The following is a 26,977-nucleotide window of genomic DNA, read 5'->3' as shown; positions in this document are numbered from 1 at the left end:
CACGGCCGCTCAGGGCCGTTCGAGCGCCCCGAGCGTGGGCACCTCACCGGGCCGGGTCTTCGTCTCCGACGCACACGGATAGCCCCGGGGCGCGTAGTCCCCGGGACCACCGAGCACGACCGTGCCCCCGGTCACCAGCGTCTCGCTGTCCGCGTACGAGCACACGATCTGCGCCAGCGCCTCGGCCGGCAGGTCCTCGGGCTGCTCGTTCAGCCGCAGCGTGCCGGCCGGATCATCCGCGCGGGCCGCGGAGACCCGCAGACCGGTCGGTACACCGGTGGAGAACCCGGCCTGCCGCTCGTCGGCCGACGGGGCCTTCTGCAACTCGTCCAGCAGGACCCGCGCGACGCGGATACGGTCGGGCTCCGCCGAGTCCAGCCGCACCGAACGGTTCACGGTCATCAGCTGCGAGGCGCAGACCAGATACACCTGGACCTCGATGTCCTCCAGTGCCTGGGAGGTGACGTCATGGGCCGGGGTGCGGCACGGCACCCGGGACGGTGCGGCGCCCGCGTCCACCGGCACCGACGTCGACCTGATCCCGCACCCGGCGGCCAGCGCCGCCACCGCCGTCACCGTCGCGACGGCGGCCAGCACCCTGCCGGTACGCCGCGCCCGCCCGGTGGGGCGTGCGCCGTCCGCCCGGTCGCCTCGCCTCACGTGGCGCCGCCCCCCTCGTTCCCGTCCTCCGCGCCGTGCTCCCCGGCCTCGGAGGTCAGCCGCTCGGCATCGACGGGCAGCCGCAGTACGAACACCGCGCCGTCGCCGTCCGGCGAGTTCGCGGCCGTGATGTCGCCGCCGTGGATGTGCGCGTTCTCCATCGCGATCGACAGGCCGAGACCGCTGCCCTCGGACCGGGGCCGCGAGGCGCTCGCCTTGTAGAAGCGGTCGAAGACATGCGGAAGGACGTCCTCGGGGATGCCGGGGCCGTGGTCCCGTACCTCGATGACCAGCTCCTCGCCGACGGTCCGTACCGACACGCGCACCGGTGAACCGCCGTGCTTCAGCGCGTTGCCGATCAGATTCGCCAGGATCACGTCGAGCCGGCGCGGATCGAGCCGGACCATCATGCCCCGCTCGGCGTCCAGATCCACCGCGTCCAGCCAGGCCCGGACGTCGATGCAGGCGGTGACCTGGTCGGCGACATCGACCGTGTCCAGGACGAGACGGGCCGTACCCGCGTCGAAGCGGGTCACCTCCATCAGGTTCTCCACCAGATCGTTCAGCCTGCGGGTCTCGCTGACCACCAGATGCACCGCGGGAGCGATCATCGGATCGAGGCTGTCGGCCTCGTCCTCCAGAACCTCCGCGACGGCGGTGATCGCGGTCAGCGGGGTCCGCAGCTCGTGCGACATGTCGGCGACGAACCGGCGGCTGGACTCCTCCCGCGCGCTCATGTCCGCGACCTTCTTCTCCAGCGCGCTCGCGGTCCTGTTGAACGTACGGGACAGATCGGCCAGCTCGTCGGTGCCGGACACCATGAGCCGGGTGTCGAGTTTGCCCTCACCGAGCTTGCGGGCCGCGTCGCCCAGCCGCTGCACCGGGCGCAGGACGGTCGTCGCCGCACCCTGGGCGAGCAGCGCCGATCCGACCAGCGCCAGCGCGGTGGCGATCCCCAGCGACCAGGCCAGTGAGTTGAGATCCTGACGTTCCTGGTCGAGCGACTTCAGCATGTAGCCGGTCGGACCACCGCCGATGATCTTCGTACCGGCCACCAGGTACGGCCTGCCGCCGATACTCGTGCGCTGCCAGAACAGGTGGTACTCAAAGGTGTTGCCCGACGTCATCGGCTGCTTCTTGCCCACCTGCTTCTGCAAGGAGGCCGGCACGTCCTGGCGGGTGAAGGAGTCCAGGTCGGAGTAGCCGACGACCGGCTTCCCCTCGTGCTCGCCGATCAGCAGCACGTCGTAACCGGGGCTGCTGCTCGCCATCTGCACGGCGGCGTTCTGGAGATCGTCCCCGGTGGGGGACGTGGGCAGGCCGGCCGCCCGGTTCTGCATCTGGCGGCGGAAGTCGCCGAGGGCGGAGTCCTGCGTACGCGTCAGCACCGACTCGCGGTTGAGCCAGTACGCGATCCCCGACGCGGACACCGCCGCGGTCAGGGCCACCAGTGCGAACACGACGACGAGCCGAAGGCGCAGACTGGTCCAGCGCAGACCGGTGAGCACGGTCCGCTTCGCGGGTCCACTCACTGAGGCGAGTCCAGCCGGTAGCCCACTCCGCGCACGGTACGGATCAGCGTCGGCGAGGACGGCACGTCCTCCACCTTCGCGCGCAGCCGCTGGACACACGCGTCCACGAGCCGGGAGTCACCGAGGTAGTCGTGCTCCCACACCAGGCGCAGCAACTGCTGTCTGGACAGCGCCTGACCGGGTCTGCGGCTCAGCTCCAGCAGCAGCCGCAGCTCGGTGGGGGTGAGCTGAAGGTCCTCACCGGCCTTGGTGACGGTCATCGCCGAACGGTCGATGATCACGTTCCCGAAGGTCGCGGAGTCCGTGGACTCGCGTTCGCCCCGGCGCAGCACCGCGCGGATACGGGCGTCGAGCACCCGGCCCTGCACGGGTTTCACCACGTAGTCGTCCGCGCCGGACTCCAGTCCCACCACGACGTCGATGTCGTCGCTGCGCGCGGTCAGCAGAATGATCGGCAGCTGGTCGGTGCGGCGGATGCGCCGGCACACCTCGAAACCGTCGATCCCGGGCAGCATCACATCCAGCACGACCAGGTCCGGCCGCTGCTCTCGCAGCAGGTTCAGGCCGTCCTCTCCCGTCGCCGCAGTGGCCACTCGGTGGCCCTGGCGTGACAACGAGAGTTCGAGAGCCGTGCGGATGGCGTCGTCGTCCTCGATCAGCAACAGGAAAGGCACGGGGGTCATTCTGGCCCATGGTGGCGCCTCAGTTCGACAGTTGGACGGCTCTCACGGTTCCGGCACGCCCGGAAGTCGGCCTGTGACACGCCTGTGACAGTCGGGGGACAACGCCATGAAACAGCCGGGGCAAGCTCGTTGACACACGAACCAACCGACTCCACCGACGGGGGGCGCGAGATGAACGCAACGCACAGCACCGGCTCGACGAGCGCAGTTGTCACGCGTCTCCACGACGTCGGCCGGGGTCCTGAGAAGTCCGGTGTGAACGCGCGGGGGTGCGTTCGTGGCGCCGGGCGTCAGCACCCGTCGTACATGACGGTGGTTGACACACCCTTCGGGGGTAACGGGGGAAGTGCGTACGGGGAGGTCACGGGGGAGCGGAAGCCCGCAGCGCGGACCGAGGACGCCGAAGCGGTGTTCACGGCCTACGTCCAGGAGCGCCGCGCCTCCCTGTACGCCACCGCCTATCACCTGACCGGCGACCGGTTCGAGGCCGAGGACCTGCTGCAGAGCGCCCTCTTCTCGACGTACCGGGCGTGGGACAGGATCAGCGACAAGGCGGCGGTCGGCGGATACCTCCGCCGCACCATGACCAATCTGCACATCAGCGCCTGGCGCAGGCGCAAGCTCAACGAATACCCGACCGAGGAGCTGCCGGAGACGGTGGGCGACACGGACGCGATGCGCGGCACGGAACTGCGCGCGGTGCTCTGGCAGGCGCTCGCGCGGCTGCCGGAACTCCAGCGCACGATGCTGGTCCTGCGGTATTACGAGGGCCGCACCGACCCGGAGATCGCGTCCATCCTCGACATCAGTGTCGGCACGGTGAAGTCCAGCATCTGGCGGTCGCTCCGCCGGCTGCGTGAGGACGAGGTCCTCAGCTTCGGCCGTGACGAGGAGGAGTCCTTCGGCGAGCTGGTGGCCTGAGGCGACGGGGGAACGGGGGGCGCCGCTTCGGGGGAGGCGGCGGTACGGGGGGGGGGGGGGGGGGGGGGGGGGGGGTACGCAGCGGGGTCGGACGGGCCGGGGGGTCCTGTCGGACCCCGTTCCGCGTGTGCGGCCGCCGGACCCCGTTCCGTATCCGCCGGCCCCCGTTCCGCGTGTGCGGCCGCCGGACCCCGTTCCGTATCCGCCGGCCCCCGTTCCGCGTGTGCGGCCGCCGGACCCCGTTCCGTATCCGCCGGCCCCCGTTCCGCGTGTGCGGCCGCCGGATCCCGGGGCTCAGCCCCAGTTCACGCGCCCTGTCCCGCCGTCGCGCGGCGGGACCGTCCCGCCGCCGCGGCCAGCCGCCCCAGCGCCTCCTCCTTGCCGCACGCGTACGCGCCCAGCGCCGTCTGGCGGGCCACGATCCGCCGTTCGGCCCGCATCAGGCGCCAGCCGCGCCGCAGCAGGAACGGCACCGACTTGCGCCCTTCCCGCACATCCCGGAGCAGCCGCCGCCGGAACGTCGTCGAGGGGCGTCCGCGCAGACACAGCGCGTCCGCCAGCAGGCCCAGCTCCTGGCAGCGCTCCACGATGTCCGCGGCGAAGATGCCCTCGGCCACGAACAGGGGCGTGCGGTCGATGCGGAACGCCTCGTGCCCGACGCGGGCGCTCGTGGCGAGGTCGTACACCGGCACGTCCGTACGTCCCGTGCGGCACAGTTCCGCGACGGCCGCGACCGCCGCGTCCGCGTCCCAGGACCGCACGGAGTCCCAGTCGATGTCCCTGCTGCCCGCGACCACCGGCAGTGTCGGGTCGTCGCCCTCCTTGTAGAAATCGTCCAGGCGCAGCACCGGCAGACCGGTACGCGCGGCGAGGGAGGACTTGCCTGAGCCGGAGGGCCCCGCGAGCAGGACGACGCGGGCCGGGATCGATGGGGGATTCACAGAACACAAGTGTGAGGCATTGACCCGCGCAGGGGACCCCCCGGAGGTCCTGGTGGTATCGAGCATCACACCTCAACTACTCTGCGCGCACAGACGATTACCCGAACAGGCTCTATTCAGGTGGGAAAATCATGGCTCGTCACGCACTGTCTGCACCTTCACGCACCCGGCGCCGCATCCTGCTGCGCGCCGGCCTGACCGTCACGGCGGTGGGCGCGGCGCTCGGCGCCGGGGGCGCGGCCGCCCAGGCCGCGCCGATGCCCGCGGCTCCGGCCACGGGCGCCGACAGCACGCTCGGTGCGGTCGCCGAGACGGCCGGGCCCGCGCTGACCGGAGCGCTCGGTTACTCCCTCGCGGGAGGCATCGCACCCGTCACCGACCTCCAGCTCGACCCGCTGGCCGGTACGGGAGTCGACCCGCTGGACAACGCGGTGGGCACCCAGATCGCCGACTTCAAGCCGCTGACCACGGCCGTCGTGACGGACCCGCTGACCAGCGGCGGCGCGATCAGTGACCTGCCCGTGGTCGGGCAGGCGACCGGACTGCTCACCGGCTGACCCGGCCGAACGCCTGCGGGCCGCCCCGTCCGTCGTCCGGAGGGAGCGGCCCGCAGACCCGCGAGGCCCGCGCAAGGGCCTCCAGGCATCAGTACGAGGAGCCTGTGGCCCCCAGGGCGCCCGTGGGGTGCCAGACCGTCTTCGTCTCCAGGAAGGCCGTCAGGCGGCGCGTGCCGGGATCGGCCGACCAGTCGGTGTCCTCGGCGGCGCCGTCCGTGCGGCCGGCGGGCTGCGGTCGCAGGACGCGCTTCATGTTGTCCGCCGCCGCGATCTCCAGCTCCTTCGCCAGCGAGGCGTCCGCGCCGGTGAGGTCGATCGCGTTGACGTCCTGGTGGGAGGCGAGCGGGGCCGCGAGCTCCGCCGTCCTCCCCGACAGGATGTTCACCACGCCACCGGGCAGGTCGGAGGTGGCCAGCACCTCACCCAGCGAGAGCGCGGGCAGCGGCGCACCGGCCGAGGCGATGACCACGGCCGTGTTGCCGGTGGCGATCACCGGGGCGATCACCGAGACCAGTCCCAGGAACGAGGACTTCTGCGGCGCCAGGACCGTGACGACACCGGTCGGCTCGGGCGTGGAGAGGTTGAAGAACGGACCCGCGACCGGGTTCGCCCCGCCCACGACCTGGCCGATCTTGTCGGTCCAGCCCGCGTACCAGACCCAGCGGTCGATCGCCGCGTCTACGACGGCCGCAGCCTTGGACTTCGACAGGCCCTCCGCGTCCGCCACCTCGCGTACGAACTGGTCCTTGCGGCCCTCCAGCATCTCCGCGACGCGGTAGAGGACCTGGCCGCGGTTGTACGCGGTCGCGCCCGACCAGCCGCCGAACGCCTTGCGCGCGGCCACGACCGCGTCGCGTGCGTCCTTGCGGGATGACTGCGGCGCGTTCGCCAGCCACCTGCCCTTCGAGTCCGTCACCTCGTACACCCGGCCGCTCTCGGAGCGGGGGAACTTGCCCCCGACGTACAGCTTGTAGGTCTTGAAGACACTCAGACGGTTATCGGACATCGAGGTATGCCTCCAGGCCGTGACGGCCGCCCTCGCGGCCGAAGCCCGACTCCTTGTAGCCACCGAAGGGCGACGTGGGGTCGAACTTGTTGAACGTGTTGGCCCAGACGACGCCCGCACGGAGCTTGCCGGCCACCGCGAGGATGCGGGAGCCCTTCTCCGTCCAGATGCCGGCCGAGAGGCCGTACTGGGTGTTGTTGGCCTTGGCGACCGCCTCGTCCGGGGTACGGAAGGAGAGGACGGACAGCACGGGGCCGAAGATCTCGTCGCGGGCGACGGTGTGCGCCTGGGTGACGTTCGTGAAGAGCGTCGGGGCGAACCAGTAGCCGGACGAGGGGAGCTCGCAGGGCGCGGACCAGCGCTCGGCGCCCTCCGCCTCGCCGGTCTCGACGAGCGCGGTGATCCGGGAGAGCTGCTCCGCGGAGTTGATCGCGCCGATGTCGGTGTTCTTGTCCAGCGGGTCGCCGAGGCGCAGCGTGGACAGGCGGCGCTTCAGGGCGTGCAGCACCTCGTCCTGGACGGACTCCTGGACGAGCAGCCGGGAGCCCGCGCAGCAGACCTGGCCCTGGTTGAAGAAGATGCCGGTGACGATGCCCTCGACCGCCTGGTCGATGGGGGCGTCGTCGAAGACGATGTTGGCACCCTTGCCGCCGAGTTCGAGGGTGACCCTCTTGTCCGTACCGGCGATCTGGCGGGCGATGGCCTTGCCGACCGCGGTCGAGCCGGTGAAGGCGACCTTGTTCACGTCGGGGTGGCCGACGAGGGCGGCGCCCGCGTCGCCGTACCCGGTGAGGATGTTGACGACGCCCCTGGGCAGGCCCGCCTGGCGGCAGATGTCCGCGAAGAACAGCGCGGAGAGCGGAGTCGTCTCGGCGGGCTTCAGGACCACCGTGTTGCCGGTGGCGAGCGCCGGGGCGATCTTCCACGCCAGCATCAGGAGCGGGAAGTTCCACGGGATGACCTGGCCGGCCACACCCAGCGGGCGCGGGTTCGCGCCGTAGCCGGCGTGGTCCAGCTTGTCGGCCCAGCCCGCGTAGTAGAAGAAGTGCGCGGCGACGAGAGGGAGGTCCGCGTCGCGGGTCTCCCTGATCGGCTTGCCGTTGTCCAGGGTCTCCAGGACGGCCAGCTCGCGACTGCGCTCCTGGATGATCCGGGCGATGCGGAACAGGTACTTCGCGCGCTCGGAGCCCGGCAGTGCCGACCACTTCTCGAACGCCCTGCGGGCCGCCTTCACGGCCCGTTCGACGTCCTCGGCCCCGGCCTGCGCGACCTCGGAGAGGACCTCCTCGGACGAGGGGCTGACCGTTTTGAAGACCTTGCCGTCGGCGGCGTCGGTGAACTCTCCGTCGATGAACAGCCCGTAGGAGGGGGCGATGTCGACGACGGAGCGGGACTCCGGAGCCGGTGCGTACTCGAATGCAGATGCCATGGGGATCAGTCCACCGTCACGTAATCGGGGCCGGAGTAACGGCCGGTGCTGAGCTTCTGGCGCTGCATCAGCAGGTCGTTGAGCAGGCTGGACGCGCCGAAGCGGAACCAGTGGTTGTCCAGCCAGTCCTCGCCCGCGGTCTCGTTGACCAGCACGAGGAACTTGATCGCGTCCTTGCTGGTGCGGATACCGCCGGCCGGTTTCACGCCGACCTGTACCCCGGTCTGCTCCCGGAAGTCGCGCACGGCCTCCAGCATCAGCAGGGTGTTCGAGGGCGTGGCGTTGACCGCGACCTTTCCCGTCGACGTCTTGATGAAGTCGGCGCCCGCCAGCATCCCGAGCCAGGAGGCCCGTCGGATGTTGTCGTACGTGGACAGCTCGCCGGTCTCGAAGATCACCTTGAGGCGGGCGGAGCCGCACTCGGCCTTCACGGCGACGATCTCCTCGTACACCTTCAGGTAGTGGCCGCAGAGGAAGGCGCCGCGGTCGATCACCATGTCGATCTCGTCGGCCCCGGCCGCCACGGCGTCGCGGACGTCCGCGAGCTTGACGGCGAGTGCGGCACGGCCGGCGGGGAAGGCCGTCGCCACGGACGCCACCTTCACTCCGGAGCCGGCCAGCGCCGCGACGGCGGTCGCCGCCATGTCGGGATAGACGCAGACCGCGGCGGTGTGCGGGCTCGTGCGGTCGGTGGGGTCGGGGTTGACGGCCTTGGCGGCGAGAGCCCGGACCTTGCCCGGGGTGTCCGCGCCTTCCAGCGTCGTCAGGTCGATCATCGAGATGGCGAGATCGATGGCGTACGCCTTGGCAGTCGTCTTGATCGATCGGGTCCCGAGGGAGGCGGCGCGCGCTTCGAGGCCGACAGGGTCGACGCCGGGCAGCCCGTGCAGGAAGCGGCGCAGCGCACTGTCGGACGCCGTCGCGTCGGCGAGGGGGGCCCCTCCCTGCTCGAACGCAGCTGAGAGCCTGGGGGAAGGTGCAGTGGTGGGCATGGTCACCACATGAGCATATCTACGCGCGTAGCGACCTGTACAGGGCCCTTCTTCCTTCCGTGCCGCCCCAGCGCCGCACCCGCGCGGCACGGCCGCCCGGCCGTCCCGGAAGGCGGTCAGGCAGAATCGGGCCCATGACGAGCCCCACGCCTGTCCCCGAGCCGGCCTACGCCGACCGGACCTTCCGTTCGGTCCCCGGTCTGGTCTGCGGGGTGCTGCTGATCGCGCTGACCGCCTGGATCGGCGGCGACGCCCTGTTCCGTGGCGAGGGCCGGACCCCGTGGACGGCACTCGCGGGGATGCTCGCCGTGATTCCGCTGGTCGCGGCGTTCACGGTGCGGCCCGTGGTGTCCGTGAACGAGGACCGCGTCCGTATCCGCAACCCGTTCCGGACGATCGTGCTGCCCTGGTCCGACGTCGCCGACGTACGCGCCGGGTACTCGACCGAGCTGTTCACCCAGGCGGGCGTCAAGTACCAGCTGTGGGCCGTCCCGGTCTCGCTGCGCGAACGCAAGCGAGCCGCCAGGCAGGCGGCACGGCAGTCCCAGGACGACCCGCACGGCAGGTCGTCCGTCAACGCCGACGTCCGCGACACCGCGGCACGCGTCGCCGCCGCCGACCGGACCGCGGCCGAGCTGCGCGAGCTGGCCGAGGAAGCCGGGCACCGCAAGGACGCGACCACCACGGTGACGGCCTCGGTCCGCTGGGCGTACGAGGTCATCGCCCCGGCCACCGCGGGCGTGGTGCTGCTCGTGGTGCTGCTCGCCATCGGCTGATCCGGGCCCTGCCGGGGCTCCGCCCGGCCTCCGGCGCGCCATTGTCGGCCGGGCTCGCGTGCTCCTGGGCGCTGACCATCCGGCCCTCGGGCCCGGGGGACGACGACGCGCCGGCCGGCATCGAACTCTCCTGCATGCTCACCATCGGGATCAGCGGGTTCGCCGTGCTGATCACCGCGGCCCCCTCGGTGCGCCGGGCGATGGGTCGGTGGGCCGGTGGTGGTTCGCCCCGCCCGTGGTGCTGATCGTGGTGACGGCGGTCCGCCGGGCCCTGCTGGACTGACCGCCGTCACCGGATACCGCCGCTCCGCCGCCGTCAGATCCCCGCCGCCGCCGAGAGGTCGCGCTTGATGCCGGCGAGCAGTTCCGCGCTCCTGGCGCGGGCCGCGGGGAGCTCGTCCGCCGAGGCGACCGGCACCACGACCTCCAGGTAGCACTTGAGCTTCGGCTCGGTGCCGCTCGGGCGGACGATCACCCGTGCGCCCGTCAGGTGGTAGCGCAGACCGTCGGTCGGCGGCAGCAGCTCCGTACCCAGCGACAGGTCCTCGGCCGAGGTGACGGGCAGACCCGCCAGTTCGGCCGGTGGCCGCTCCCGCAGCCGCAGCATGGCGTTCGCGATGACCGTCAGGTCCTCCACGCGGACCGACAGCTGGTCCGTGGCGTGCAGTCCGTGCGTGACGGCGAGGTCGTCCAGCAGGTCCAGGAGTGTACGGCCCCGCTCCTTGAGCACGGAGGCCAGCTCGGCGACGAGCAGGGCGGCCGTGATGCCGTCCTTGTCGCGCACGCCCTCGGGGTCGACGCAGTAGCCCAGCGCCTCCTCGTAGCCGTAACGCAGCCCGTCGACACGGGCGATCCACTTGAAGCCGGTCAGCGTCTCCTCGTACCCGAGGCCCGCCTTCCCGGCGATGCGGCCCAGGAGCGAGGACGACACGATCGACTCGGCGAAGGTGCCGGTGACGCCGCGCTCGACAAGATGGGCGGCCAGCAGCGCGCCCACCTCGTCGCCGCGCAGCATCCGCCAGCCGCCCGGGGTGGCCGCGTCGGGCACCGCGACCGCGCAGCGGTCGGCGTCGGGGTCGTTGGCGATGACGAGGTCAGGACCGGTCCGGCGTGCGGTCGCGAAGGCGAGATCCATGGCGCCGGGCTCTTCCGGGTTGGGGAAGGCAACGGTGGGGAACGCCGGGTCCGGCTCCGCCTGCTCGGCGACGAGCACGGGCTCCGGGAACCCGGCCCGCGCGAACGCGGCGGTGAGCACGGACGTACCGACGCCGTGCATCGCCGTGTAGACGACACGGACGGTGCGCGGGGACCCGGCGTCGAGGACCGCGTCCGTACGGGCGAGGTAGGCGTCCAGGACTTCGTCGCCGAGGGTCTCCCAGCCCCGGTCGGGGCGGGCCACCGTGCCGAGCGGGCCGACCGCCGCGATCTCGGCGGCGATCTCGGCGTCGGCCGGGGAGACGATCTGCGAGCCGTCGCCGAGGTAGACCTTGTAGCCGTTGTCGCGCGGGGGGTTGTGGCTGGCGGTCACCTCGACGCCCGCGACGGCGCCCAGATGCCTTATGGCGAAGGCGAGGACCGGGGTGGGCAGCGGGCGGGGGAGCACCGCGGCCCGCAGACCGGCGCCGGTCATGACGGCGGCGGTGTCCCGGGCGAAGTCGGCGGACTTGTACCGGGCGTCGTACCCGATGACGACGAGCCCGCCCCCCTGGCCCCGCGCGGTCAGATACGCGGCGAGGCCGGCGGCCGCCCGGATGACCACGGACCGGTTCATCCGCAGGGGACCCGCGCCCAGCTCCCCGCGCAGCCCCGCCGTGCCGAACTGCAGGGTGCCTGCGAAGCGTGCGGCGAGTTCGTCGAGGTCCTCGGAGTCGATGAGCCTGCCGAGCTCGTCACGGGTCTCGGGGTCCGGGTCCTCGGCCTGCCAGGTCCTGGCGCGGGCGATGAGGTCCTGCTGCACGGGGTCCGCCTCTCTGGGGTACGGGGGGTGGGGCGCGGGCTGTTGCACGGGGGCGCTGCCCCCGGACCCCCGCTCCTCAATCACCGGACGGGCTACGAGACGCGGCTGAGCCGGGCCTTCCCGGCCCCGTCGGCGTCCGAGGCGCGGGGGTGTGGGGGTGTGGGGTGTGAGGGTGTGGGGCTGAGCCCCGGGGAACGTCAGATCCGTTCCAGCACGCGTGCGAGCAGAGATCCCATCCGCACAGCGGAATCGCGGCCGGCCTGAAGGACCTCTTCGTGGTTGAGCGGCTCGCCGGACAGCCCGGCGGCCAGGTTGGTCACGAGCGAGATGCCGAGGACCTCCGCACCCGCCTCGCGCGCGGCGATGGCCTCCAGCACGGTGGACATGCCGACCAGGTCGCCGCCCAGGACGCGGACCATGTTGATCTCGGCCGGGGTCTCGTAGTGCGGGCCGGGGAACTGCACGTACACGCCCTCTTCGAGCGTCTCGTCGATCTTCTTGCACAGGGCGCGCAGCCGTGGCGAGTACAGGTCGGTGAGGTCGACGAAGTTGGCGCCGATGATCGGCGAGGCCGCCGTCAGGTTGATGTGGTCACTGATCAGCACGGGCTGGCCGGGGCGCATGCCCTCGCGCAGACCGCCGCAGCCGTTGGTCAGCACGATGGTCTTGCAGCCCGCGGCGACCGCGGTGCGCACCCCGTGCGAGACGGCGGCGACTCCGCGGCCCTCGTAGAAGTGCGTGCGGCCGAGGAAGACGAGGACGCGCTTGCCGCCGATGCGGTACGAGCGGACCGTGCCGCCGTGGCCCTCGACGGCCGGCGCGGGGAACCCGGGCAGCTCGGTCACCGGGAACTCGGCCTCCGGTGCGCCGAGCGCGTCGCCCGCGGGGGCCCACCCGGAGCCCATCACGAGGGCGACGTCGTGGGTCTCGGCGCCGGTCAGCTCGCGGAGGCGGGCGGCGGCGGCGTCGGCGGCGGCGTGCGGGTCGCCCTGGATGTTGTCCGGAATAACAGATGCGTTCACGCGGACGAGGGTAACCGGTGAATCCCTACGCGCGTAGATGACCGTGCGCAGAGGCTGGCTGGAGGTATTCGTATGTTCCTACAGCGGCACGGGGCGGCCGGTGCTCAGCAGGGGCGCTTGCGGAGCTCCATCACGTAGTCGTGCGGGGCTCCGGCGGACTCGGCGGCATCGGCCACCTCTCCCAGGTAGCGCGCGGAGGGCAGCCCGCCCTCGTAGCCGTTCAGCACGTACATCCAGGCCGGTTCCTCGCCGTCCAGGGTGTGCACCCGTACCCGCATCCGCCGGTAGATGTCGAGGCCGACACCTTCCCACCGGTCCATGGAGTCCTGGTCCATCGGCGCGATGTCGTACAGCGCCACGAAGACCTGGGAGCGGGGCGCCTCGACCACCGTGGCCAGCGCGCCTTCCCAGCCCATCTGTTCCCCGCCGAAGGTCAGCCGCCAGCCGTTGAGCCAGCCGGTGCCGCGCAGCGGGGAATGAGGGGCGCGGCGCGTCATCAGCCGCGCGTCGAGGTTGCCGGCGTACGCGGCGTAGAGCGACATGTGGTCGAGGGTACGGGAGGCGGCAGCGGGAGTGCCGGTTCCTCGGCGCACGGCACTGCCGGAGCGCCCCGTTCGCGCACGCCGGACCCGGTCCGGGAGAGCCCCCGCCACGTATGGAGGGCCCCGGGGCGAAGCACTTTGGCGCGTGCGGGACAATGGAGGACGTACTGCTTTCCCCCGGGGCGATCCCCCGGACCCCGGCCGCGGCGGCATACGGCCGCGGGATGACACCACGCGAGGCGGACTTTTCGTGACCCGGATCGTGATCATCGGCGGCGGCCCCGGCGGCTACGAGGCGGCATTGGTAGGAGCCCAGCTCGGCGCGGAGGTGACCGTCGTCGACTGCGACGGCCTCGGCGGCGCCTCGGTCCTCACCGACTGCGTGCCCTCCAAGACCCTGATCGCGACGGCAGAGGTGATGACCACCTTCGACTCTTCGTACGAGGAGTTGGGCATCATCGTCGCGGACGACACGCCCCACCTGGAGCAGGCGGCGCGCGTGGTCGGCGTCGACCTCGGCAAGGTCAACCGACGGGTCAAGCGTCTCGCGCTGGCCCAGTCACACGACATCACCGCGTCCGTCACCCGGGCCGGCGCCCGTGTGATGCGCGGCCGCGGCAGGCTGGAGGGCCTCCAGGCCGCCGACGGCTCCCGCCAGGTCGTCGTGACCGCCGCAGGCGGCACGGAGGAGTCGCTGACCGCCGACGCCGTGCTCGTCGCGACGGGCGGACACCCCCGGGAGATCCCGGACGCGCTCCCCGACGGCGAGCGCATCCTGAACTGGACCCAGGTCTACGACCTCGATGAGCTCCCCGAGGAGCTCATCGTCGTCGGTTCCGGTGTCACCGGTGCCGAGTTCGCCGGTGCGTACCAGGCGCTCGGATCGCGCGTCACGCTCGTCTCCTCCCGTGACCGGGTGCTGCCCGGTGAGGACCCGGACGCCGCCGCGGTCCTGGAGGACGTCTTCCGCCGCCGTGGCATGAACGTCATGGCCCGCTCCCGCGCCCAGTCCGCGAAGCGGGTGGGCGACCGGGTCGAGGTCACCCTCGCCGACGGCCGCGTCATCTCCGGCTCGCACTGCCTGATGGCCGTCGGCGCGATCCCGAACACCGCGGGCATGGGCCTGGAGGAGGCGGGGGTCCGGCTCAAGGACTCGGGCCACGTCCTGACCGACCGGGTCTCCCGTACCAGTGCCCCCGGCGTGTACGCGGCCGGTGACGTCACCGGGATCTTCGCCCTGGCTTCGGTGGCCGCGATGCAGGGCCGGATCGCGATGTACCACTTCCTCGGTGACGCGGTCACTCCGCTGAACCTGAAGACGGTCTCCTCCAACGTGTTCACGGACCCGGAGATCGCGACCGTCGGCTACAGCCAGTCCGATGTCGACTCCGGCAAGATCGACGCCCGGATCGTCAAGCTGCCGCTGCTGCGCAACCCGCGGGCCAAGATGCAGGGCATCCGCGACGGCTTCGTCAAGATCCTCTGCCGGCCCGGCACCGGCATCGTGGTCGGTGGCTGTGTCGTCGCCCCGCGCGCCAGCGAGCTGATCCACCCGATCTCGATCGCGGTCGACAACAACCTGACGGTCGAACAGATCGCGAACGCCTTCACCGTGTACCCGTCCCTGTCCGGATCGATCGCCGAAGTGGCCCGGCAGCTGCACACCCGGAAGCTCACGGGCGACTCGTAGGGCGTGGGGAAGTCCGGTGATTCCCCGGTGACTTCCTGGTGATTCCCCGGCAACCCCCGGCAACTCGGGCGGCTCGGCGGTGCGTTTGTGACCGCTCCCGTCCGGTCTCTTCCGACTCCGACACAACAGCGGGGCCGCCTATATCACTCGGCGGCCCCATTCATGGGCAACTTCTGTAATTCGGCGCAAACTGCTGAGAACTAACGGATGGCCAGGTTACTGTCTGTTCCGTGTTCGCTGCAGAACGTCGTCAGTTGATCCTCGAAATGGTGCGTGCCAACGGGGCGGTATCGCTCCGTGAGCTCGCCCGCGTCGTCCAGACCTCCGAAGTGACCGTACGGCGGGACGTGCGGGCACTGGAGGCAGAAGGACTCCTCGACCGCCGGCACGGCGGTGCGGTTTTGCCGGGCGGATTCACGCGGGAGTCCGGCTTTCCGCAGAAATCCCATCTCTCCACCGCGGAGAAGACGGCCATCGCCGACCTGGCCGCCGGTCTGGTCGGTGAGGGCGAGGCCATCGTGGTCGGCGCCGGAACGACCACGCAGGAGCTGGCCCGCCGGCTCGCGCGGGTTCCCGGTCTGACCGTCGTCACCAACTCACTGCTGGTCGCCCAGGCGCTGGCCCATGCCAACCGGGTCGAAGTGGTGATGACCGGCGGCACGCTGCGCGGGAGCAACTACGCGCTCGTGGGCAGCGGGGCCGAACAGTCCCTCCAGGGGTTGCGGGTCTCGCGGGCGTTCCTCTCCGGGAGCGGCCTCACCGCCGAACGCGGGCTGTCCACGTCCAACATGCTCTCGGCCAGCGTGGACCGGGCACTGGTGCAGGCGGCCGCGGAAGTGGTGGTCCTCGCGGACCACACCAAGCTCGGCTCCGACACCATGTTCCAGACGGTGCCCACCGATCTCATCACCCGGCTGGTCACGGACGAGCCCCCGGTCCATGACGAGCGGGCCGCGACCGAGCTTCAGGCCCTGGCCGACCAGGGTGTGGAGATCACGATCGCCGGTCCCGGCGCGGACGCGTCGTCAGTCGGTGACGGGGCCCCGCCCGGCCGTCGGACCAGACGTGAGATGCCGCTGCCGGGCCAGCGCCGTACGCAGGCGGGTGGTTCCGGTGGACTGGGGCCCCAGCTGCGGAGCGCGGCCGCGCCGGCCGACCAGGGACCGGGCGACCGGGCCCGGGTGGCGGACCTGCGACGCCGCTAGGTCCTGTCTGGAGTTCCAGCGCCGGAGGCGGCGGTGCCGGACGCCGCGACGCCGCGGGGGAACTCCAGGCAGGGCCTAGGGCGGGGGTGCCGGGCCCCCGTCAGGCCCGTTCCGTCCGGGGACCCTTCAGGCCCTGGAGGGTCAGCGTCAGCAGGCGGTCCGCGAGAGCCGGATCGTCCGGTGACTGCTCGGCGGCCAGGGCGATGGCGTTCGTCAGCTGCATCAGGTCCTCGATCGACACGTCGGCCCGTACGGCTCCGCTCTCCTGCGCCCGGGCCAGCAGGCGTGCCCCCGCCTCGCGCAGCGGCACATTGCACTGCGACAGGGCCGAAGTCTCGTCCCGCGAAGCCGACATGAGTGCCTGGGCGACCCCCCGGTACTCACCGGCGTACGTGACGATCGCGCCCAGCCACTCCACCAGGGCCCGGCACGGGTGCTCCGCCTCCGCCAGCTCGCGGGAGCGGGCCAGCAGGGCGTCCAGGGCCTCCTGGAACACCGCGTACATCAACGCCTGGCGGTTCGGGAAGTGCCGGTACAGTGTGCCGATACCCACGCCCGCGTGGCGCGCGACGTCCTCCAGCGAGGCGTCGGTGCCGTGCTCGGCGAAGGACGTACGCGCCTCGTCGAGCAGCCGGTCGTAGTTGCGGCGCGCATCGGCGCGCATCGGCCGCCCCGGGGTCCGGGCCGGCGTCTGTGCCGTACTCGTGGCCATCGCACGGTCCTCCACATCGTCCGGGTGCACGCCCCTGCGCGCGTACGCCCCAGGGTCCAGGATGCCATCGGGTAACAGGAGGTGCCCTCCGTATCACCTCGCGTCCCGTGGAACGCCCAGGGCCCCGCAGGAGTCGCGCGACTCCTGCGGGGCCCTGGAGCCGGTCGGGTCAGTCCTTGATCTCGCAGATCATGGCGCCGGAGGAGACCGAGCCACCGACTTCGGCGGCCAGGCCCTTGACGGTGCCGGAGCGGTGCGCGTTGAGCGGCTGCTCCATCTTCATGGCCTCGAGGACGACGACGAGGTCGCCCTCCTTGACCACCTGGCCCTCCTCGACCGCGACCTTGACGATCGTGCCCTGCATCGGCGAGGCGAGAGTGTCGCCCGAGGCCGCGGAGCCTGCCTTCTTCGCCGCGCGGCGCTTGGGCTTCGCACCGGCCGCGAGACCGGTACGGGCCAGGCTCATCCCGAGCGAGACGGGCAGCGAGACCTCCAGGCGCTTGCCGCCGACCTCGACGACGATCGTCTCGCGACTGCCGTCCTCGTCCTCCGCGTCCGCACTCGCGGGGGTGAAGGGCTTGATCTCGTTGACGAACTCCGTCTCGATCCACCGGGTGTGGATCCGGAACGGGTCGGCGGTGAAGGCGGGGTCGACCACGACGGCCTGGTGGAACGGGATGGCGGTGGCCATGCCCTCGACCCTGAACTCCGCCAGTGCGCGCGCGGCCCGCTGGAGCGCCTGCTCACGGGTCGCGCCCGTGACGATCAGTTTGGCCAGGAGCGAGTCCCAGGCCGGGCCGATGACGCTGCCGGACTCCACGCCCGCGTCCAGGCGGACGCCCGGACCCGAGGGCGCGTCGAAGGTGGTGACGGTGCCCGGGGCGGGCAGGAAGCCGCGGCCCGGGTCCTCGCCGTTGATCCGGAACTCGAAGGAGTGCCCGCGCACGGCGGGGTCGCCGTAACCGAGCTCCTCGCCGTCCGCGATACGGAACATCTCGCGTACGAGGTCGATGCCGGTGACCTCTTCGGTGACCGGGTGCTCGACCTGGAGGCGGGTGTTGACCTCCAGGAAGGAGATCGTGCCGTCGGTGCCGACGAGGAACTCGACGGTGCCCGCGCCGACGTAGCCGGCCTCCTTGAGGATGGCCTTCGACGCGGCGTACAGCTCGGCGTTCTGCGCCTCGCTCAGGAACGGCGCGGGAGCCTCCTCCACCAGCTTCTGGTGGCGGCGCTGGAGGGAGCAGTCACGGGTGGAGACGACGACCACGTTGCCATGGGTGTCGGCGAGGCACTGGGTCTCGACGTGACGCGGCTTGTCGAGGTAGCGCTCGACGAAGCACTCGCCGCGGCCGAAGGCGGCGACGGCCTCGCGGACCGCGGAGTCGTACAGTTCCGGGACCTCTTCGAGCGTGCGGGCGACCTTGAGGCCACGTCCGCCACCGCCGAAGGCGGCCTTGATCGCGATCGGCAGGCCGTGTTCGCGGGCGAAGGTGACGACCTCGTCCGAGCCGGAGACCGGGTCGGGCGTGCCGGCGACCAGCGGCGCACCGGCGCGCTGGGCGATGTGACGGGCCGCGACCTTGTCACCGAGGTCGCGGATGGCCTGCGGCGGCGGGCCGATCCAGGTCAGACCGGCGTCGAGCACGGCCTGGGCGAACTCGGCGTTCTCCGAGAGGAAGCCGTAACCCGGGTGGATCGCGTCCGCCCCTGAGTCCTTGGCAGCCTGGAGCACCTTGGCCATGTCCAGGTAACTGGAGGCCGGGGTGTCACCGCCCAGAGCGAACGCCTCGTCGGCCGCGCGGACATGTAGAGCGTCCCGGTCCGGATCGGCGTAGACGGCTACGCTCGCGATTCCGGCGTCCCGGCAAGCCCGAGCAACGCGGACAGCGATTTCGCCACGGTTGGCGATGAGCACCTTGCGCACGATGACTCCCTCCTTGAAACAAGCTGAGTTTAGGGACTACCGACACGGCCGTACGACCCGTCCCCACAGGTGAGCTTGCCCACACGGAGTGTCATTCGAGGGTTGCTGGAGTCGTGAAATCCCTTGTCGCACCACGTTACGCCGGGTTCCTTAACCGCACAGTAGCCACGAGGTGTGGTCCAGGTCTCTGTCCGTAGGGTCAACGACGTCCGGTGTTTCTTTGTCGGGTCCCTACGAACCACCCGGCGGTTCTTTGCCGGTGCCTCAGGGGCGGCCGACCTCTTGTCCGAACGATTACCCGTTAGTAGGGTCCGCGATACCGCAGGTACTACAGGTAACAGGGGGTGGGTGCGGTGATACGCAGACCAGTGGCCGTGGTGACCGGGATCGTGCTGTTCGGGGAAGCGGTGGGGATCGTCCTCATCAACGCGGTGCTCGCGACCGTCGTGGACAACCAGAGGATGTCCCTGGCGGGCATGGACCCCGGGGCCATGTCGGCGGGCACCTGGGCGATGGGCGGGGGTTCCGGTCTTCTGCTGGTGCTCTGCGGTCTCGTCGCGCTGGTCGCCGGCATCCGCGACCGGGCGCCGGGCCGCGCCGGACGGATCGCCCTGATCGGCTGCGCCGTCGTGCACGGGGTGCTGGGTGCCCTGACGGTGGGCCTGGTCGGCTGGTCGGCGTTCGGCTTCATGATGGCCGTGCTCGCGCTGCTCGTCCTGACCCTGCTGGGTTACGGCCCCGAGGACGCGGAACCGCGCGGGGGCAAGGGGCGGTCGAGCGGCGCCGAAGCTCCGGTGCCCGTCTGACCCGGCCCGGTCAGCAGCCCCCGCCTCCGGTCCTCAGACCCACAGGTCCGTGACGGAGAGGCCCAGTTCGCCCAGGAGCCGGCGCAGCAGCGGCAGTGAGAGCCCGATGACGTTGCCGTGGTCGCCCTCGATGGAGTCGACGAACGGTGCCGAGCGGCCGTCCAGCGTGAACGCGCCCGCCACATGCAGTGGTTCGCCCGACGCGACGTAGGCGGCGATCTCCGCGTCGGTCGGTTCGCCGAACCGTACGACGGTGGACGCCGTCGCGGACACCGTGCGGCCGCTCACCGTGTCGATCACGCTGTGCCCGGTCCGCAGGATTCCGGCCCGGCCGCGCATGGACTTCCAGCGGGCGGTGGCCTCCTCGCTGTCGGCGGGCTTGCCCAGCGCCTCGCCGTCGAGTTCGAGAACCGAGTCGCAGCCGATGACCAGAGCGCCGGCCGCCTCCGGGCGGGCCGCGACGGTCTTGGCCTTGGCCTCGGCCAGGACGAGCGCCAGCTCGCCGGGGGTGGGTGCGGACAGCGCGTCCTCGTCGACACCACTGACGATCACCTCGGGCGCGAAACCGGCATGGCGCAGGAGGCCGAGGCGGGCGGGCGAGGCGGAGGCGAGGACGAGGCGGCGCTGATCAGTCATACGGGCCATCGTAGAAGGCACCGCGGAGCCGGGGAAACGTCCGGGTCGGCGGATGCCTGCTCACGCGGATGCCGGGTCGGTGGACGAAGGGTCCGTGGGCGCCGGGTCAGCGGATGCCGAGGACGAACATGGCGATCACCATGGCGAGCGCCAGCAGCAGCCCCGCGCGGCGCATCATCGCCTGCACGTCGCGGAGCTCCTTGGGCGGCTCGTTCTCCGGATCTGACCACAGCATGGAAACGATCCTGCTGCCGTGACCGCTGTGACGCCTGAGTACAGGTACTCAACCGTCACAGCGCTACGGACCGCGCCCCGGCCTGCGGGTGCTCAGACGGGCCAGTAGGTGCGCGCCCAGGAGCGCGGACCGGGCCGGATCGCGCCCCGGCGCGCTATGCGTCCCGGATCGGACCACTGCTCGGGCGGTACCGGCGCGCCGGACGACACGGCGGCCGTCGCCGCGGCGCGCGCCTGGACCACCGCCAGTGCGGCGGCCAGCTCCTCCGGGGTCGGATTGCCCCGTACGACCTTGATCATGGCCTGGGTCCTCTCTAGAGGGGGATGTTGCCGTGCTTCTTCGGGGGGAGGGATTCCCGCTTGGTACGCAGCTGGCGCAGGCCCTTGATGATGTGGGCACGGGTGTCCGAGGGCATGATCACCGCGTCGACGTAGCCGCGTTCGGCGGCGACGTACGGGTTGAGGAGGGCGTCCTCGTAGTCGGCGATCAGCTCGGCGCGGGTCGCTTCCTGATCCTCCGCCGCGGCGATCGTGCGGCGGTGCAGGATGTTGACCGCGCCCTGCGCGCCCATCACCGCGATCTGCGCGGTCGGCCAGGCCAGGTTGAGGTCGGCGCCCAGGTGCTTGGAGCCCATGACGTCGTACGCGCCGCCGAACGCCTTGCGGGTGATGACCGTGATCAGCGGGACCGTCGCCTCGGCGTACGCGTAGATCAGCTTGGCGCCGCGGCGGATGATCCCGCCGTACTCCTGGTCGACGCCCGGCAGGAAGCCGGGGACGTCGACGAAGGTCAGGACCGGGACGTTGAAGGCGTCACAGGTCCGCACGAAACGCGCGGCCTTCTCGCTGGCGTTGATGTCCAGGCATCCCGCGAACTGCATCGGCTGGTTGGCGACGATGCCGACCGGGTGCCCCTCGACGCGGCCGAAGCCGGTGATGATGTTCGGCGCGAACAGGGCCTGCGTCTCCAGGAACTCGCCCTCGTCCAGCACGTGTTCGATCGCGGTGTGCATGTCGTACGGCTGGTTCGCGGAGTCCGGGATGAGCGTGTCGAGCTCGCGGTCCTCGTCCGTCGTCTCCAGGTCCGCCTCCTCCGGGAACGCGGGTGCCTCGGAGAGGTTGTTGGACGGGAGGTAGGACAGCAGGGACTTGACGTACTCGATGGCGTCCTTCTCGTCACCCGCCATGTGGTGCGCCACACCGGAGGTGGTGTTGTGCGTGCGGGCGCCGCCCAGCTCCTCGAAGCCGACGTCCTCGCCGGTGACGGTCTTGATGACGTCGGGGCCCGTGATGAACATGTGCGAGGTCTGGTCGACCATCACCGTGAAGTCGGTGATCGCGGGGGAGTAGACCGCCCCGCCCGCGCACGGTCCGACGATCAGCGAGATCTGCGGGATCACACCGGAGGCGTGGACGTTGCGGCGGAAGATCTCCGCGAACAGCCCGAGCGCTGCCACACCTTCCTGGATGCGCGCGCCACCACCGTCGTTGATGCCGATGACCGGGCAGCCGGTCTTCATCGCGAAGTCCATCACCTTCACGATCTTCTCGCCGTAGACCTCGCCGAGCGAGCCGCCGAAGATCGTGAAGTCCTGCGAGTACACGCACACGGGCCGGCCGTCGACCGTGCCGTAGCCGGTGACGACACCGTCTCCGTACGGGCGGTTCTTCTCGATGCCGAAGTTGGTGGAGCGGTGCCGGGCGAACTCGTCGAGCTCGACGAAGGAGCCCTCGTCGAGGAGGAGCCCGATCCGTTCGCGGGCGGTCAGCTTGCCCTTGGCGTGCTGCTTCTCCACGGCGCGTGCGGAGCCTGCGTGCGTGGCTTCGTCAATACGTTTCTGCAGGTCCGCGATCTTGCCCGCGGTGGTGTGGATGTCGCTCTGCGGCTCGGACATCGGGTGGCGGCTCCCTGCCTGGTCACGGGGGACGGCTAGAACGTTCAGCAGCGGTGCTCGGCCGGGGCGTGCGCGACGGCGTGGGGGACGCGGATCGACAGGCCGGGCTGGACGGCCGGGTTGCTACTGACTCGTAGCGTATCGGCGCGGCTACCGTTCGGCAGTGCGTCGTTCCCCACACCTAGGGTGGCTTGCATGACACCTTCCGATGCGCCACACAACCGCTGGTCGGACCTGGACCGGCCGCCCCTGAACGTCGCCGCGCTGCGCCGTGGGCTGCTCCGGCCGGACTCGTTGTGGAGCTCGGTCGACGTGGTGGACACGACCGGCTCGACCAACTCCGACCTCGCCGCGCGCGCGGACGGACTGGCCGAGGGCACCGTTCTGGTCGCCGAGGAGCAGACCGCGGGGCGGGGCAGGCTGGACCGGACCTGGACGGCGCCGCCGCGTTCGGGGCTGTTCTTCTCCGTCCACCTCACGCCCGGTGACGTGCCCGTCCGGCGCTGGGGATGGCTGCCCCTGCTCGCCGGGGTCGCCACGGCGACCGCCCTCGCGCAGTCGGCGGGCGTCGACACGACACTGAAATGGCCCAACGACCTCCTGGTCACGGTCGACGGCGCCGAACGCAAGACCGGCGGCATCCTCGCCGAGCGCGCGGGGGAGGGCGTCGTCATCGGTATCGGGCTCAACGTCTCGCTGCGCGCGGACGAGCTGCCCGTGCCCACGGCGGGTTCGCTCGCCCTGGCCGGGGCGGTCTCCACCGACCGCGAGACGCTGTTGCGGGCCGTTCTGCGCGGTCTGGAGGACTGGTACGGGAGGTGGCGCGCGGCGGACGGCGACGCCGCGGCGAGCGGGCTGCAGGCGGCGTACGCGGCGGGCTGCGCGACGCTGGACCGGACCGTACGGGCGGAGCTGCCGGGTGGCCGGTCCCTCGTCGGTGAGGCCGTCGCGATCGACGGGGACGGCCGCCTCGTCCTGTCCACCGGCGACGGGCTCCAGGAACCGGTGTCGGCGGGCGACATCGTGCACCTGTTCGCGGGCCCGTCGGAGGGCTGACGACAAAACGGCCGCCGGGCGGACACGGGTGACATTTCGTGGTCACGGCCGGGGCGACGTGAGGTAGCGCACATCTGCCGTATCGTTGAGGCGATCCAGCGACAGATCGGCAGGGCAGTGCGCAGGGAACGGGCAGGAGGCGGCTGGTGACCGTCGACGACACGACGTCCGGCGAGGGCGAGGAGCCCCCGTCGGACTCCTCGGTCCACGCGACACCGCATCACGAAGTCGATCACACGGCGGAGCCGACCGACGATCCGCTGGCGATCAGGCTGGAACAGCTGATCCTGGGGGCCGACCGCCGCTACACGCCGTTCCAGGCGGCCCGCACCGCCGGTGTCTCCATGGACCTGGCGTCCCGGTTCTGGCGCGCCATGGGGTTCGCCGACATCGGCCAGGCCAAGGCGCTCACCGAGGCCGACGTCCTGGCCCTGCGCCGCCTCGCCGGACTCGTCGAGGCGGGACTGCTCAGCGAGCCGATGGCGATCCAGGTGGCGCGCTCCACCGGGCAGACCACCGCCCGGCTGGCGGAGTGGCAGATCGATTCCTTCCTGGAGGGGCTGACCGAGCCCCCGGAGCCAGGGATGACCCGTACCGAGGTCACGTATCCGCTGGTCGAGCTGCTCCTGCCCGAGCTGGAGGAGTTCCTGGTGTACGTGTGGCGGCGGCAGCTCGCCGCCGCGACGGGCCGGGTCGTGCAGGCGGCCGACGACGAGGAGATGGTCGACCGCCGGCTGGCCGTCGGCTTCGCGGACCTGGTCGGCTTCACGCGGCTCACCCGACGGCTGGAGGAGGAGGCGCTCGGCGAGCTGGTCGAGGCGTTCGAGACGACCGCCGCCGACCTGGTCGCCGCCCACGGCGGACGGCTCATCAAGACCCTCGGGGACGAAGTGCTCTTCGCCGCCGACGACGCGGGCACGGCCGCCGAGATAGCGCTGCGGCTGGTCGAGGCGATGGCCCAGAACGAGACCATGCCCGCGCTGCGCGTCGGCATCGCCTTCGGCACGGTCACCACCCGGATGGGCGATGTCTTCGGCACCACCGTGAACCTCGCCAGCCGGCTCACCTCGATAGCTCCGAAGGACGCCGTCCTGGTCGACGGGGCGTTCGCCAAGGAGCTCACACGGACCGGTGACGCCCCTGCGTCCGAGGCGCAGGCGGCCGAGGAGGCGGCGGCCGCCGCCGAGCGGGTGCGGCTGGCCGAGAAGGAGGGCCGCGAGGCGGAGGAGCCCGCCCCGCCGCGCTATCGCTTCGGTCTCCAGCCGATGTGGCAGCGGCCGGTGCGAGGGCTCGGGGTCGTGGAGCCGTGGCTGCTCGCGCGGCGCGGCACGCCCGGACCGTCGGCCTGAGGGCCTCCGGGTCCCGGCGCCCGTATGCCTGGGCCGGGGAGCGCTCTAGGTCCTGTCTGGAGTTCCCCCGCGGCGTCGCGGCGTCCGGCACCGCCGCCTCCGGCGTTGTCGTCAGTCGCGAGGGCTCCGCCATCGCTCCCTCCTCCGCCTTGGATTCGACGGCACCGGACGCCGCTCCTTCTCCCGCGCTGGAACTCCAGACAGGACCTAGGATCGCCCGGTAACGCTCGTTAACTGTCGAGCTCGTTCACCGGAGGGGTGCAGTCATATGACCGTCATGTCCGAGCAGCGGTACGGGGAGTTCGTCGTCGTACGGCGCCACGAGGGCCAGGAGCACGTGGCGGAGCTGGTGCTCGACCGGCCGAAGGCGATGAACGCCGTGTCCACGGACATGGCCCGTTCGATCGGGACCGCCTGCGCGGCGCTCGGCGCGGACAGTGGCGTACGGGTCACCGTGCTCACCTCCAGCCATGAGCGCGCCTTCTGCGTGGGCGCGGACCTCAAGGAGCGCAACTCCTTCACGGACGCCGAGCTGGTGCGGCAGCGGCCCACCGCCCGCGCCGCCTACACCGGCGTACTGGAACTCCCGATGCCGACGATCGCCGCGGTGCACGGCTTCGCGCTCGGCGGCGGCTTCGAGCTGGCGCTCGCCTGCGATCTGATCGTGGCCGACCGCACGGCCGTCGTCGGGCTGCCCGAGGTGTCGGTCGGGGTCATCCCGGGTGGCGGCGGTACGCAGTTGCTGCCCCGCCGGGTCGGGGCGGCCCGCGCGGCCGAGCTGGTCTTCACCGCCCGGCGCGTGGAGGCGGCCGAGGCCCGGGAACTGGGGCTCGTCGACGAGCTGGTCGAGGAAGGCCTGGACCGGGACGAGGCGCTGGCGCTCGGCGGGCGGATCGCCGCCAACTCCCCCGTGGGGCTGCGCGCGGCCAAGCGGGCGCTGCGACTGGGGCACGGGCTCGACCTGCGGGCCGGCCTGGAGGTCGAGGACGCGGCCTGGCGGTCGGTGGCCTTCTCGGGGGACCGCGCGGAGGGTGTGGCCGCCTTCAACGAGAAGCGGAAGCCGAACTGGCCCGGGGAGTAGGCGGCCGGCTCCGGGGCACCAGGTGACCGTGAGTGACGACAAGACGCCCTTTTCTGCGCGAACCGGCAATCATGCATGGTCCAGTCTGATCAAAAAAGCACAAAACTACATAAGCTGTGGCAATGGGCGGTGATGATGCGCGGCTGCGGGCCGTGGTTTCCCTTGCGCAGTCGATGGCCGCGGCATACACCCCGCGGGACTCGTGGCGTGCGGCGGCGCTGAGGGCGTGCGAGGCGCTGGACGGCAGCTTCGCCGCGCTCTCCGTGTGGGAGCGCGATCGCGGGCGGTTGCGGGTGCTGGTGAACGCGGGCGAACGGGCCGAGGGGGAGGAGGAGTTCCCCGAGGACGAGGCGTACCCCGTGCATCAGTTCCCGGAGATCACCGAGTTCCTCCACGAGCGCTGGGCGGGTGGTGGTGAGCCGGACGCCTGGGTGGAGACCGCCGACGGCACCCCGTCCGACGGTGCTCCGGCGCGGGGGGCCCGGCCGTTCTGTCATCAGCGGGTCGCCGCCCTGCGCCGGCGCGGGCGGGGCTGCTGCGTGGTGGCTCCGATCGTGCTGCACGGGCGCGCCTGGGGCGAGCTGTACGTCGCGCGCTCGGCGGCGCAGCCGGTGTTCGGCCGGGACGACGTCGACTTCGCGACCGTCCTGGCCGCCGTGGTCGCCGCCGGGATCGCTCAGACGGAGCGGCTGGAGGAGGTCCGCAAACTGGCCTTCACCGATCCGCTCACCGGCCTCGCGAACCGCAGGGCCGTCGACATCCGGCTCGACGAGGCGGTCGAGCGGCATCGCGCCGACGGGGTCGTGGTGAGCCTGGTCGTCTGCGATCTGAACGGCCTCAAAGCGGTCAACGACACCCATGGGCACGCGGTCGGAGACCGCCTGCTGGAACGTTTCGGCTCGGTGCTCTCGCTGTGCGGCGCGATGCTGCCCGGCGCTCTGGCGGCCCGGCTGGGCGGGGACGAGTTCTGTCTGCTGACCCTCGGGCCCGATGCGGACGACGTGGTCCGGGTGGCCACGGAGCTCTGCGAGCGGGCGGCCGTGCTCGAACTCGGTGACGGGGTCGCCTGCGGGGTCGCGTCGAGCGGGGACCCCATCGGTCCGCTGCACTCGGCGCGCAGGCTCTTCCGGCTGGCCGACGCGGCCCAGTACCGGGCGAAGGCGGCGCGCTCCGCGAAGCCCGTGGTGGCCGGGCGTGACGGTGAGGTGATCCGGCTCGCCGACTCCCCGCCGAAGTCCGCACACGACCGGCGCAGGCTGCGCGGCAACCGTCCCTGAGCTGGGGCGGCGGTACGCGAGCAGCGCGCAGGGCACGCGGAACGGTAAGGGGTCAACTGGATGACCACTGGTGACATTCGCGAGGGACGTTCCC

26 protein-coding genes and 1 pseudogene are annotated in these 26,977 nt (G+C 71.6%); 11 read left to right on the top strand and 16 right to left on the bottom strand.

Annotated features, from left to right (window positions below; translation table 11 throughout):
- Nucleotides 1–9: 9 nt before the first annotated feature.
- The 3 genes from F0344_RS12890 to afsQ1 are packed head-to-tail and all read right to left on the bottom strand — an operon-like array spanning nucleotide 10 to nucleotide 2,866.
- Nucleotides 10–660, bottom strand: a complete 651-nt coding sequence (locus F0344_RS12890; RefSeq protein WP_374940085.1) for a hypothetical protein — start codon at nucleotides 658–660, stop codon at nucleotides 10–12.
- On the bottom strand, nucleotides 657–2,192 hold the full coding sequence (locus F0344_RS12885) for a sensor histidine kinase (RefSeq protein ID WP_185298930.1): 1,536 nt from the start codon (nucleotides 2,190–2,192) through the stop codon (nucleotides 657–659). The genes F0344_RS12890 and F0344_RS12885 overlap by 4 nt, the downstream gene beginning before the upstream one ends.
- On the bottom strand, nucleotides 2,189–2,866 hold the full coding sequence (gene afsQ1 / locus F0344_RS12880) for a two-component system response regulator AfsQ1 (protein ID WP_185302653.1): 678 nt from the start codon (nucleotides 2,864–2,866) through the stop codon (nucleotides 2,189–2,191). The genes F0344_RS12885 and afsQ1 overlap by 4 nt, the downstream gene beginning before the upstream one ends.
- A gap of 180 nt (nucleotides 2,867–3,046) precedes the next feature.
- Between afsQ1 and F0344_RS12875 the strand changes: the two genes are divergently transcribed.
- Nucleotides 3,047–3,796 carry a SigE family RNA polymerase sigma factor gene (locus F0344_RS12875; protein WP_185298929.1) on the top strand — a complete coding sequence of 250 codons (750 nt, stop codon included), beginning with the start codon at nucleotides 3,047–3,049 and terminating at the stop codon, nucleotides 3,794–3,796.
- Nucleotides 3,797–4,101: 305 nt separating this feature from the next.
- Here the strand turns inward: F0344_RS12875 and F0344_RS12870 are convergent, their stop codons facing one another.
- Nucleotides 4,102–4,803 (bottom strand): uridine kinase family protein, encoded by a 702-nt coding sequence (locus F0344_RS12870; RefSeq protein ID WP_185298928.1) that lies wholly within the window; start codon nucleotides 4,801–4,803, stop codon nucleotides 4,102–4,104.
- 65 nt (nucleotides 4,804–4,868) lie between these two features.
- Here F0344_RS12870 and F0344_RS12865 point away from each other — a divergent pair, with 65 nt between their 5' ends.
- The gene (locus F0344_RS12865) at nucleotides 4,869–5,294 is read left to right on the top strand and encodes a hypothetical protein (RefSeq protein WP_185298927.1); all 426 of its coding nucleotides are present in this window, start codon (nucleotides 4,869–4,871) and stop codon (nucleotides 5,292–5,294) included.
- 88 nt (nucleotides 5,295–5,382) lie between these two features.
- Here the strand turns inward: F0344_RS12865 and F0344_RS12860 are convergent, their stop codons facing one another.
- The 3 genes from F0344_RS12860 to deoC are packed head-to-tail and all read right to left on the bottom strand — an operon-like array spanning nucleotide 5,383 to nucleotide 8,721.
- Nucleotides 5,383–6,300: an aldehyde dehydrogenase family protein gene (locus F0344_RS12860; RefSeq protein ID WP_185298926.1), complete on the bottom strand. Its 918-nt coding sequence runs from the start codon at nucleotides 6,298–6,300 to the stop codon at nucleotides 5,383–5,385.
- A complete protein-coding gene (locus F0344_RS12855) occupies nucleotides 6,290–7,729 on the bottom strand; it encodes an aldehyde dehydrogenase family protein (protein ID WP_185298925.1) in 1,440 nt (479 codons plus the stop codon). Before F0344_RS12855 ends, F0344_RS12860 begins: the two co-directional genes overlap by 11 nt.
- Before the next feature lie 5 nt (nucleotides 7,730–7,734).
- Nucleotides 7,735–8,721, bottom strand: coding sequence for a deoxyribose-phosphate aldolase (gene deoC / locus F0344_RS12850; protein WP_258049909.1), 987 nt, complete (start codon nucleotides 8,719–8,721; stop codon nucleotides 7,735–7,737).
- A 134-nt stretch (nucleotides 8,722–8,855) separates the two neighbouring features.
- Between deoC and F0344_RS12845 the strand changes: the two genes are divergently transcribed.
- Together F0344_RS12845 and F0344_RS12840 are read left to right on the top strand one after the other, a co-directional pair.
- Nucleotides 8,856–9,497 (top strand): PH domain-containing protein, encoded by a 642-nt coding sequence (locus tag F0344_RS12845; RefSeq protein WP_185298924.1) that lies wholly within the window; start codon nucleotides 8,856–8,858, stop codon nucleotides 9,495–9,497.
- A 41-nt stretch (nucleotides 9,498–9,538) separates the two neighbouring features.
- Nucleotides 9,539–9,742: a hypothetical protein gene (locus F0344_RS12840; RefSeq protein ID WP_185298923.1), complete on the top strand. Its 204-nt coding sequence runs from the start codon at nucleotides 9,539–9,541 to the stop codon at nucleotides 9,740–9,742.
- A 71-nt stretch (nucleotides 9,743–9,813) separates the two neighbouring features.
- Here the strand turns inward: F0344_RS12840 and F0344_RS12835 are convergent, their stop codons facing one another.
- The 3 genes from F0344_RS12835 to F0344_RS12825 all read right to left on the bottom strand — a co-directional run bounded on the left by F0344_RS12835 (nucleotide 9,814) and on the right by F0344_RS12825 (nucleotide 13,018).
- Nucleotides 9,814–11,454, bottom strand: coding sequence for a phospho-sugar mutase (locus tag F0344_RS12835; RefSeq protein ID WP_185298922.1), 1,641 nt, complete (start codon nucleotides 11,452–11,454; stop codon nucleotides 9,814–9,816).
- 197 nt (nucleotides 11,455–11,651) lie between these two features.
- Complete coding sequence (locus F0344_RS12830; RefSeq protein ID WP_185298921.1) at nucleotides 11,652–12,476, bottom strand: purine-nucleoside phosphorylase; 825 nt, start codon at nucleotides 12,474–12,476, stop codon at nucleotides 11,652–11,654.
- Between the two features lie 104 nt (nucleotides 12,477–12,580).
- Nucleotides 12,581–13,018, bottom strand: coding sequence for a gamma-glutamylcyclotransferase (locus F0344_RS12825; protein ID WP_185298920.1), 438 nt, complete (start codon nucleotides 13,016–13,018; stop codon nucleotides 12,581–12,583).
- Between the two features lie 250 nt (nucleotides 13,019–13,268).
- Between F0344_RS12825 and F0344_RS12820 the strand changes: the two genes are divergently transcribed.
- Both F0344_RS12820 and F0344_RS12815 read left to right on the top strand, forming a co-directional pair.
- Nucleotides 13,269–14,708: an NAD(P)H-quinone dehydrogenase gene (locus F0344_RS12820; RefSeq protein ID WP_185298919.1), complete on the top strand. Its 1,440-nt coding sequence runs from the start codon at nucleotides 13,269–13,271 to the stop codon at nucleotides 14,706–14,708.
- A gap of 230 nt (nucleotides 14,709–14,938) precedes the next feature.
- A complete protein-coding gene (locus F0344_RS12815; protein ID WP_185298918.1) occupies nucleotides 14,939–15,913 on the top strand; it encodes a DeoR/GlpR family DNA-binding transcription regulator in 975 nt (324 codons plus the stop codon).
- A gap of 100 nt (nucleotides 15,914–16,013) precedes the next feature.
- On the opposite strand, the gene F0344_RS12810 is transcribed toward F0344_RS12815, so the two are convergent.
- Nucleotides 16,014–16,625 carry a TetR/AcrR family transcriptional regulator gene (locus F0344_RS12810; protein ID WP_185298917.1) on the bottom strand — a complete coding sequence of 204 codons (612 nt, stop codon included), beginning with the start codon at nucleotides 16,623–16,625 and terminating at the stop codon, nucleotides 16,014–16,016.
- A gap of 169 nt (nucleotides 16,626–16,794) precedes the next feature.
- Entirely contained in the window at nucleotides 16,795–18,549 is a 1,755-nt protein-coding gene (locus F0344_RS12805; protein WP_185298916.1) for an acetyl/propionyl/methylcrotonyl-CoA carboxylase subunit alpha, read from the bottom strand.
- A gap of 356 nt (nucleotides 18,550–18,905) precedes the next feature.
- On the opposite strand from F0344_RS12805, the gene F0344_RS12800 reads away from it, so the two are divergent.
- The gene (locus tag F0344_RS12800) at nucleotides 18,906–19,355 is read left to right on the top strand and encodes a hypothetical protein (RefSeq protein ID WP_185302651.1); all 450 of its coding nucleotides are present in this window, start codon (nucleotides 18,906–18,908) and stop codon (nucleotides 19,353–19,355) included.
- 33 nt (nucleotides 19,356–19,388) lie between these two features.
- On the opposite strand, the gene F0344_RS12795 is transcribed toward F0344_RS12800, so the two are convergent.
- The 4 genes from F0344_RS12795 to F0344_RS12785 all read right to left on the bottom strand — a co-directional run bounded on the left by F0344_RS12795 (nucleotide 19,389) and on the right by F0344_RS12785 (nucleotide 22,120).
- The gene (locus F0344_RS12795) at nucleotides 19,389–20,000 is read right to left on the bottom strand and encodes a nucleoside triphosphate pyrophosphatase (RefSeq protein WP_185298915.1); all 612 of its coding nucleotides are present in this window, start codon (nucleotides 19,998–20,000) and stop codon (nucleotides 19,389–19,391) included.
- Nucleotides 20,001–20,097: 97 nt separating this feature from the next.
- Nucleotides 20,098–20,226 carry a morphogenic membrane protein MmpB gene (gene mmpB / locus F0344_RS35715; protein ID WP_258049908.1) on the bottom strand — a complete coding sequence of 43 codons (129 nt, stop codon included), beginning with the start codon at nucleotides 20,224–20,226 and terminating at the stop codon, nucleotides 20,098–20,100.
- A 92-nt stretch (nucleotides 20,227–20,318) separates the two neighbouring features.
- On the bottom strand, nucleotides 20,319–20,525 hold the full coding sequence (locus F0344_RS12790) for an acyl-CoA carboxylase subunit epsilon (RefSeq protein WP_185298914.1): 207 nt from the start codon (nucleotides 20,523–20,525) through the stop codon (nucleotides 20,319–20,321).
- Between the two features lie 14 nt (nucleotides 20,526–20,539).
- Nucleotides 20,540–22,120 (bottom strand): acyl-CoA carboxylase subunit beta, encoded by a 1,581-nt coding sequence (locus tag F0344_RS12785; protein ID WP_185298913.1) that lies wholly within the window; start codon nucleotides 22,118–22,120, stop codon nucleotides 20,540–20,542.
- A gap of 195 nt (nucleotides 22,121–22,315) precedes the next feature.
- Here F0344_RS12785 and F0344_RS12780 point away from each other — a divergent pair.
- From F0344_RS12780 to F0344_RS12765, 4 genes and pseudogenes are all read left to right on the top strand, one after another.
- A pseudogene (locus tag F0344_RS12780) lies at nucleotides 22,316–23,208 on the top strand (biotin--[acetyl-CoA-carboxylase] ligase).
- Between the two features lie 114 nt (nucleotides 23,209–23,322).
- Nucleotides 23,323–24,525, top strand: coding sequence for an adenylate/guanylate cyclase domain-containing protein (locus F0344_RS12775; RefSeq protein WP_185298911.1), 1,203 nt, complete (start codon nucleotides 23,323–23,325; stop codon nucleotides 24,523–24,525).
- A 268-nt stretch (nucleotides 24,526–24,793) separates the two neighbouring features.
- Nucleotides 24,794–25,606, top strand: coding sequence for an enoyl-CoA hydratase/isomerase family protein (locus F0344_RS12770; RefSeq protein WP_185298910.1), 813 nt, complete (start codon nucleotides 24,794–24,796; stop codon nucleotides 25,604–25,606).
- Nucleotides 25,607–25,728: 122 nt separating this feature from the next.
- Nucleotides 25,729–26,883 carry a GGDEF domain-containing protein gene (locus F0344_RS12765; protein WP_185298909.1) on the top strand — a complete coding sequence of 385 codons (1,155 nt, stop codon included), beginning with the start codon at nucleotides 25,729–25,731 and terminating at the stop codon, nucleotides 26,881–26,883.
- The last annotated feature ends 94 nt before the right edge of the window (nucleotides 26,884–26,977 follow it).

The sequence above is a fragment of the Streptomyces finlayi genome, from assembly GCF_014216315.1.
Lineage (GTDB): Bacteria > Actinomycetota > Actinomycetes > Streptomycetales > Streptomycetaceae > Streptomyces > Streptomyces finlayi_A.
Note: the sequence above shows the minus strand (reverse complement) of the source record. Positions and strands in the feature narration are given on the sequence as shown.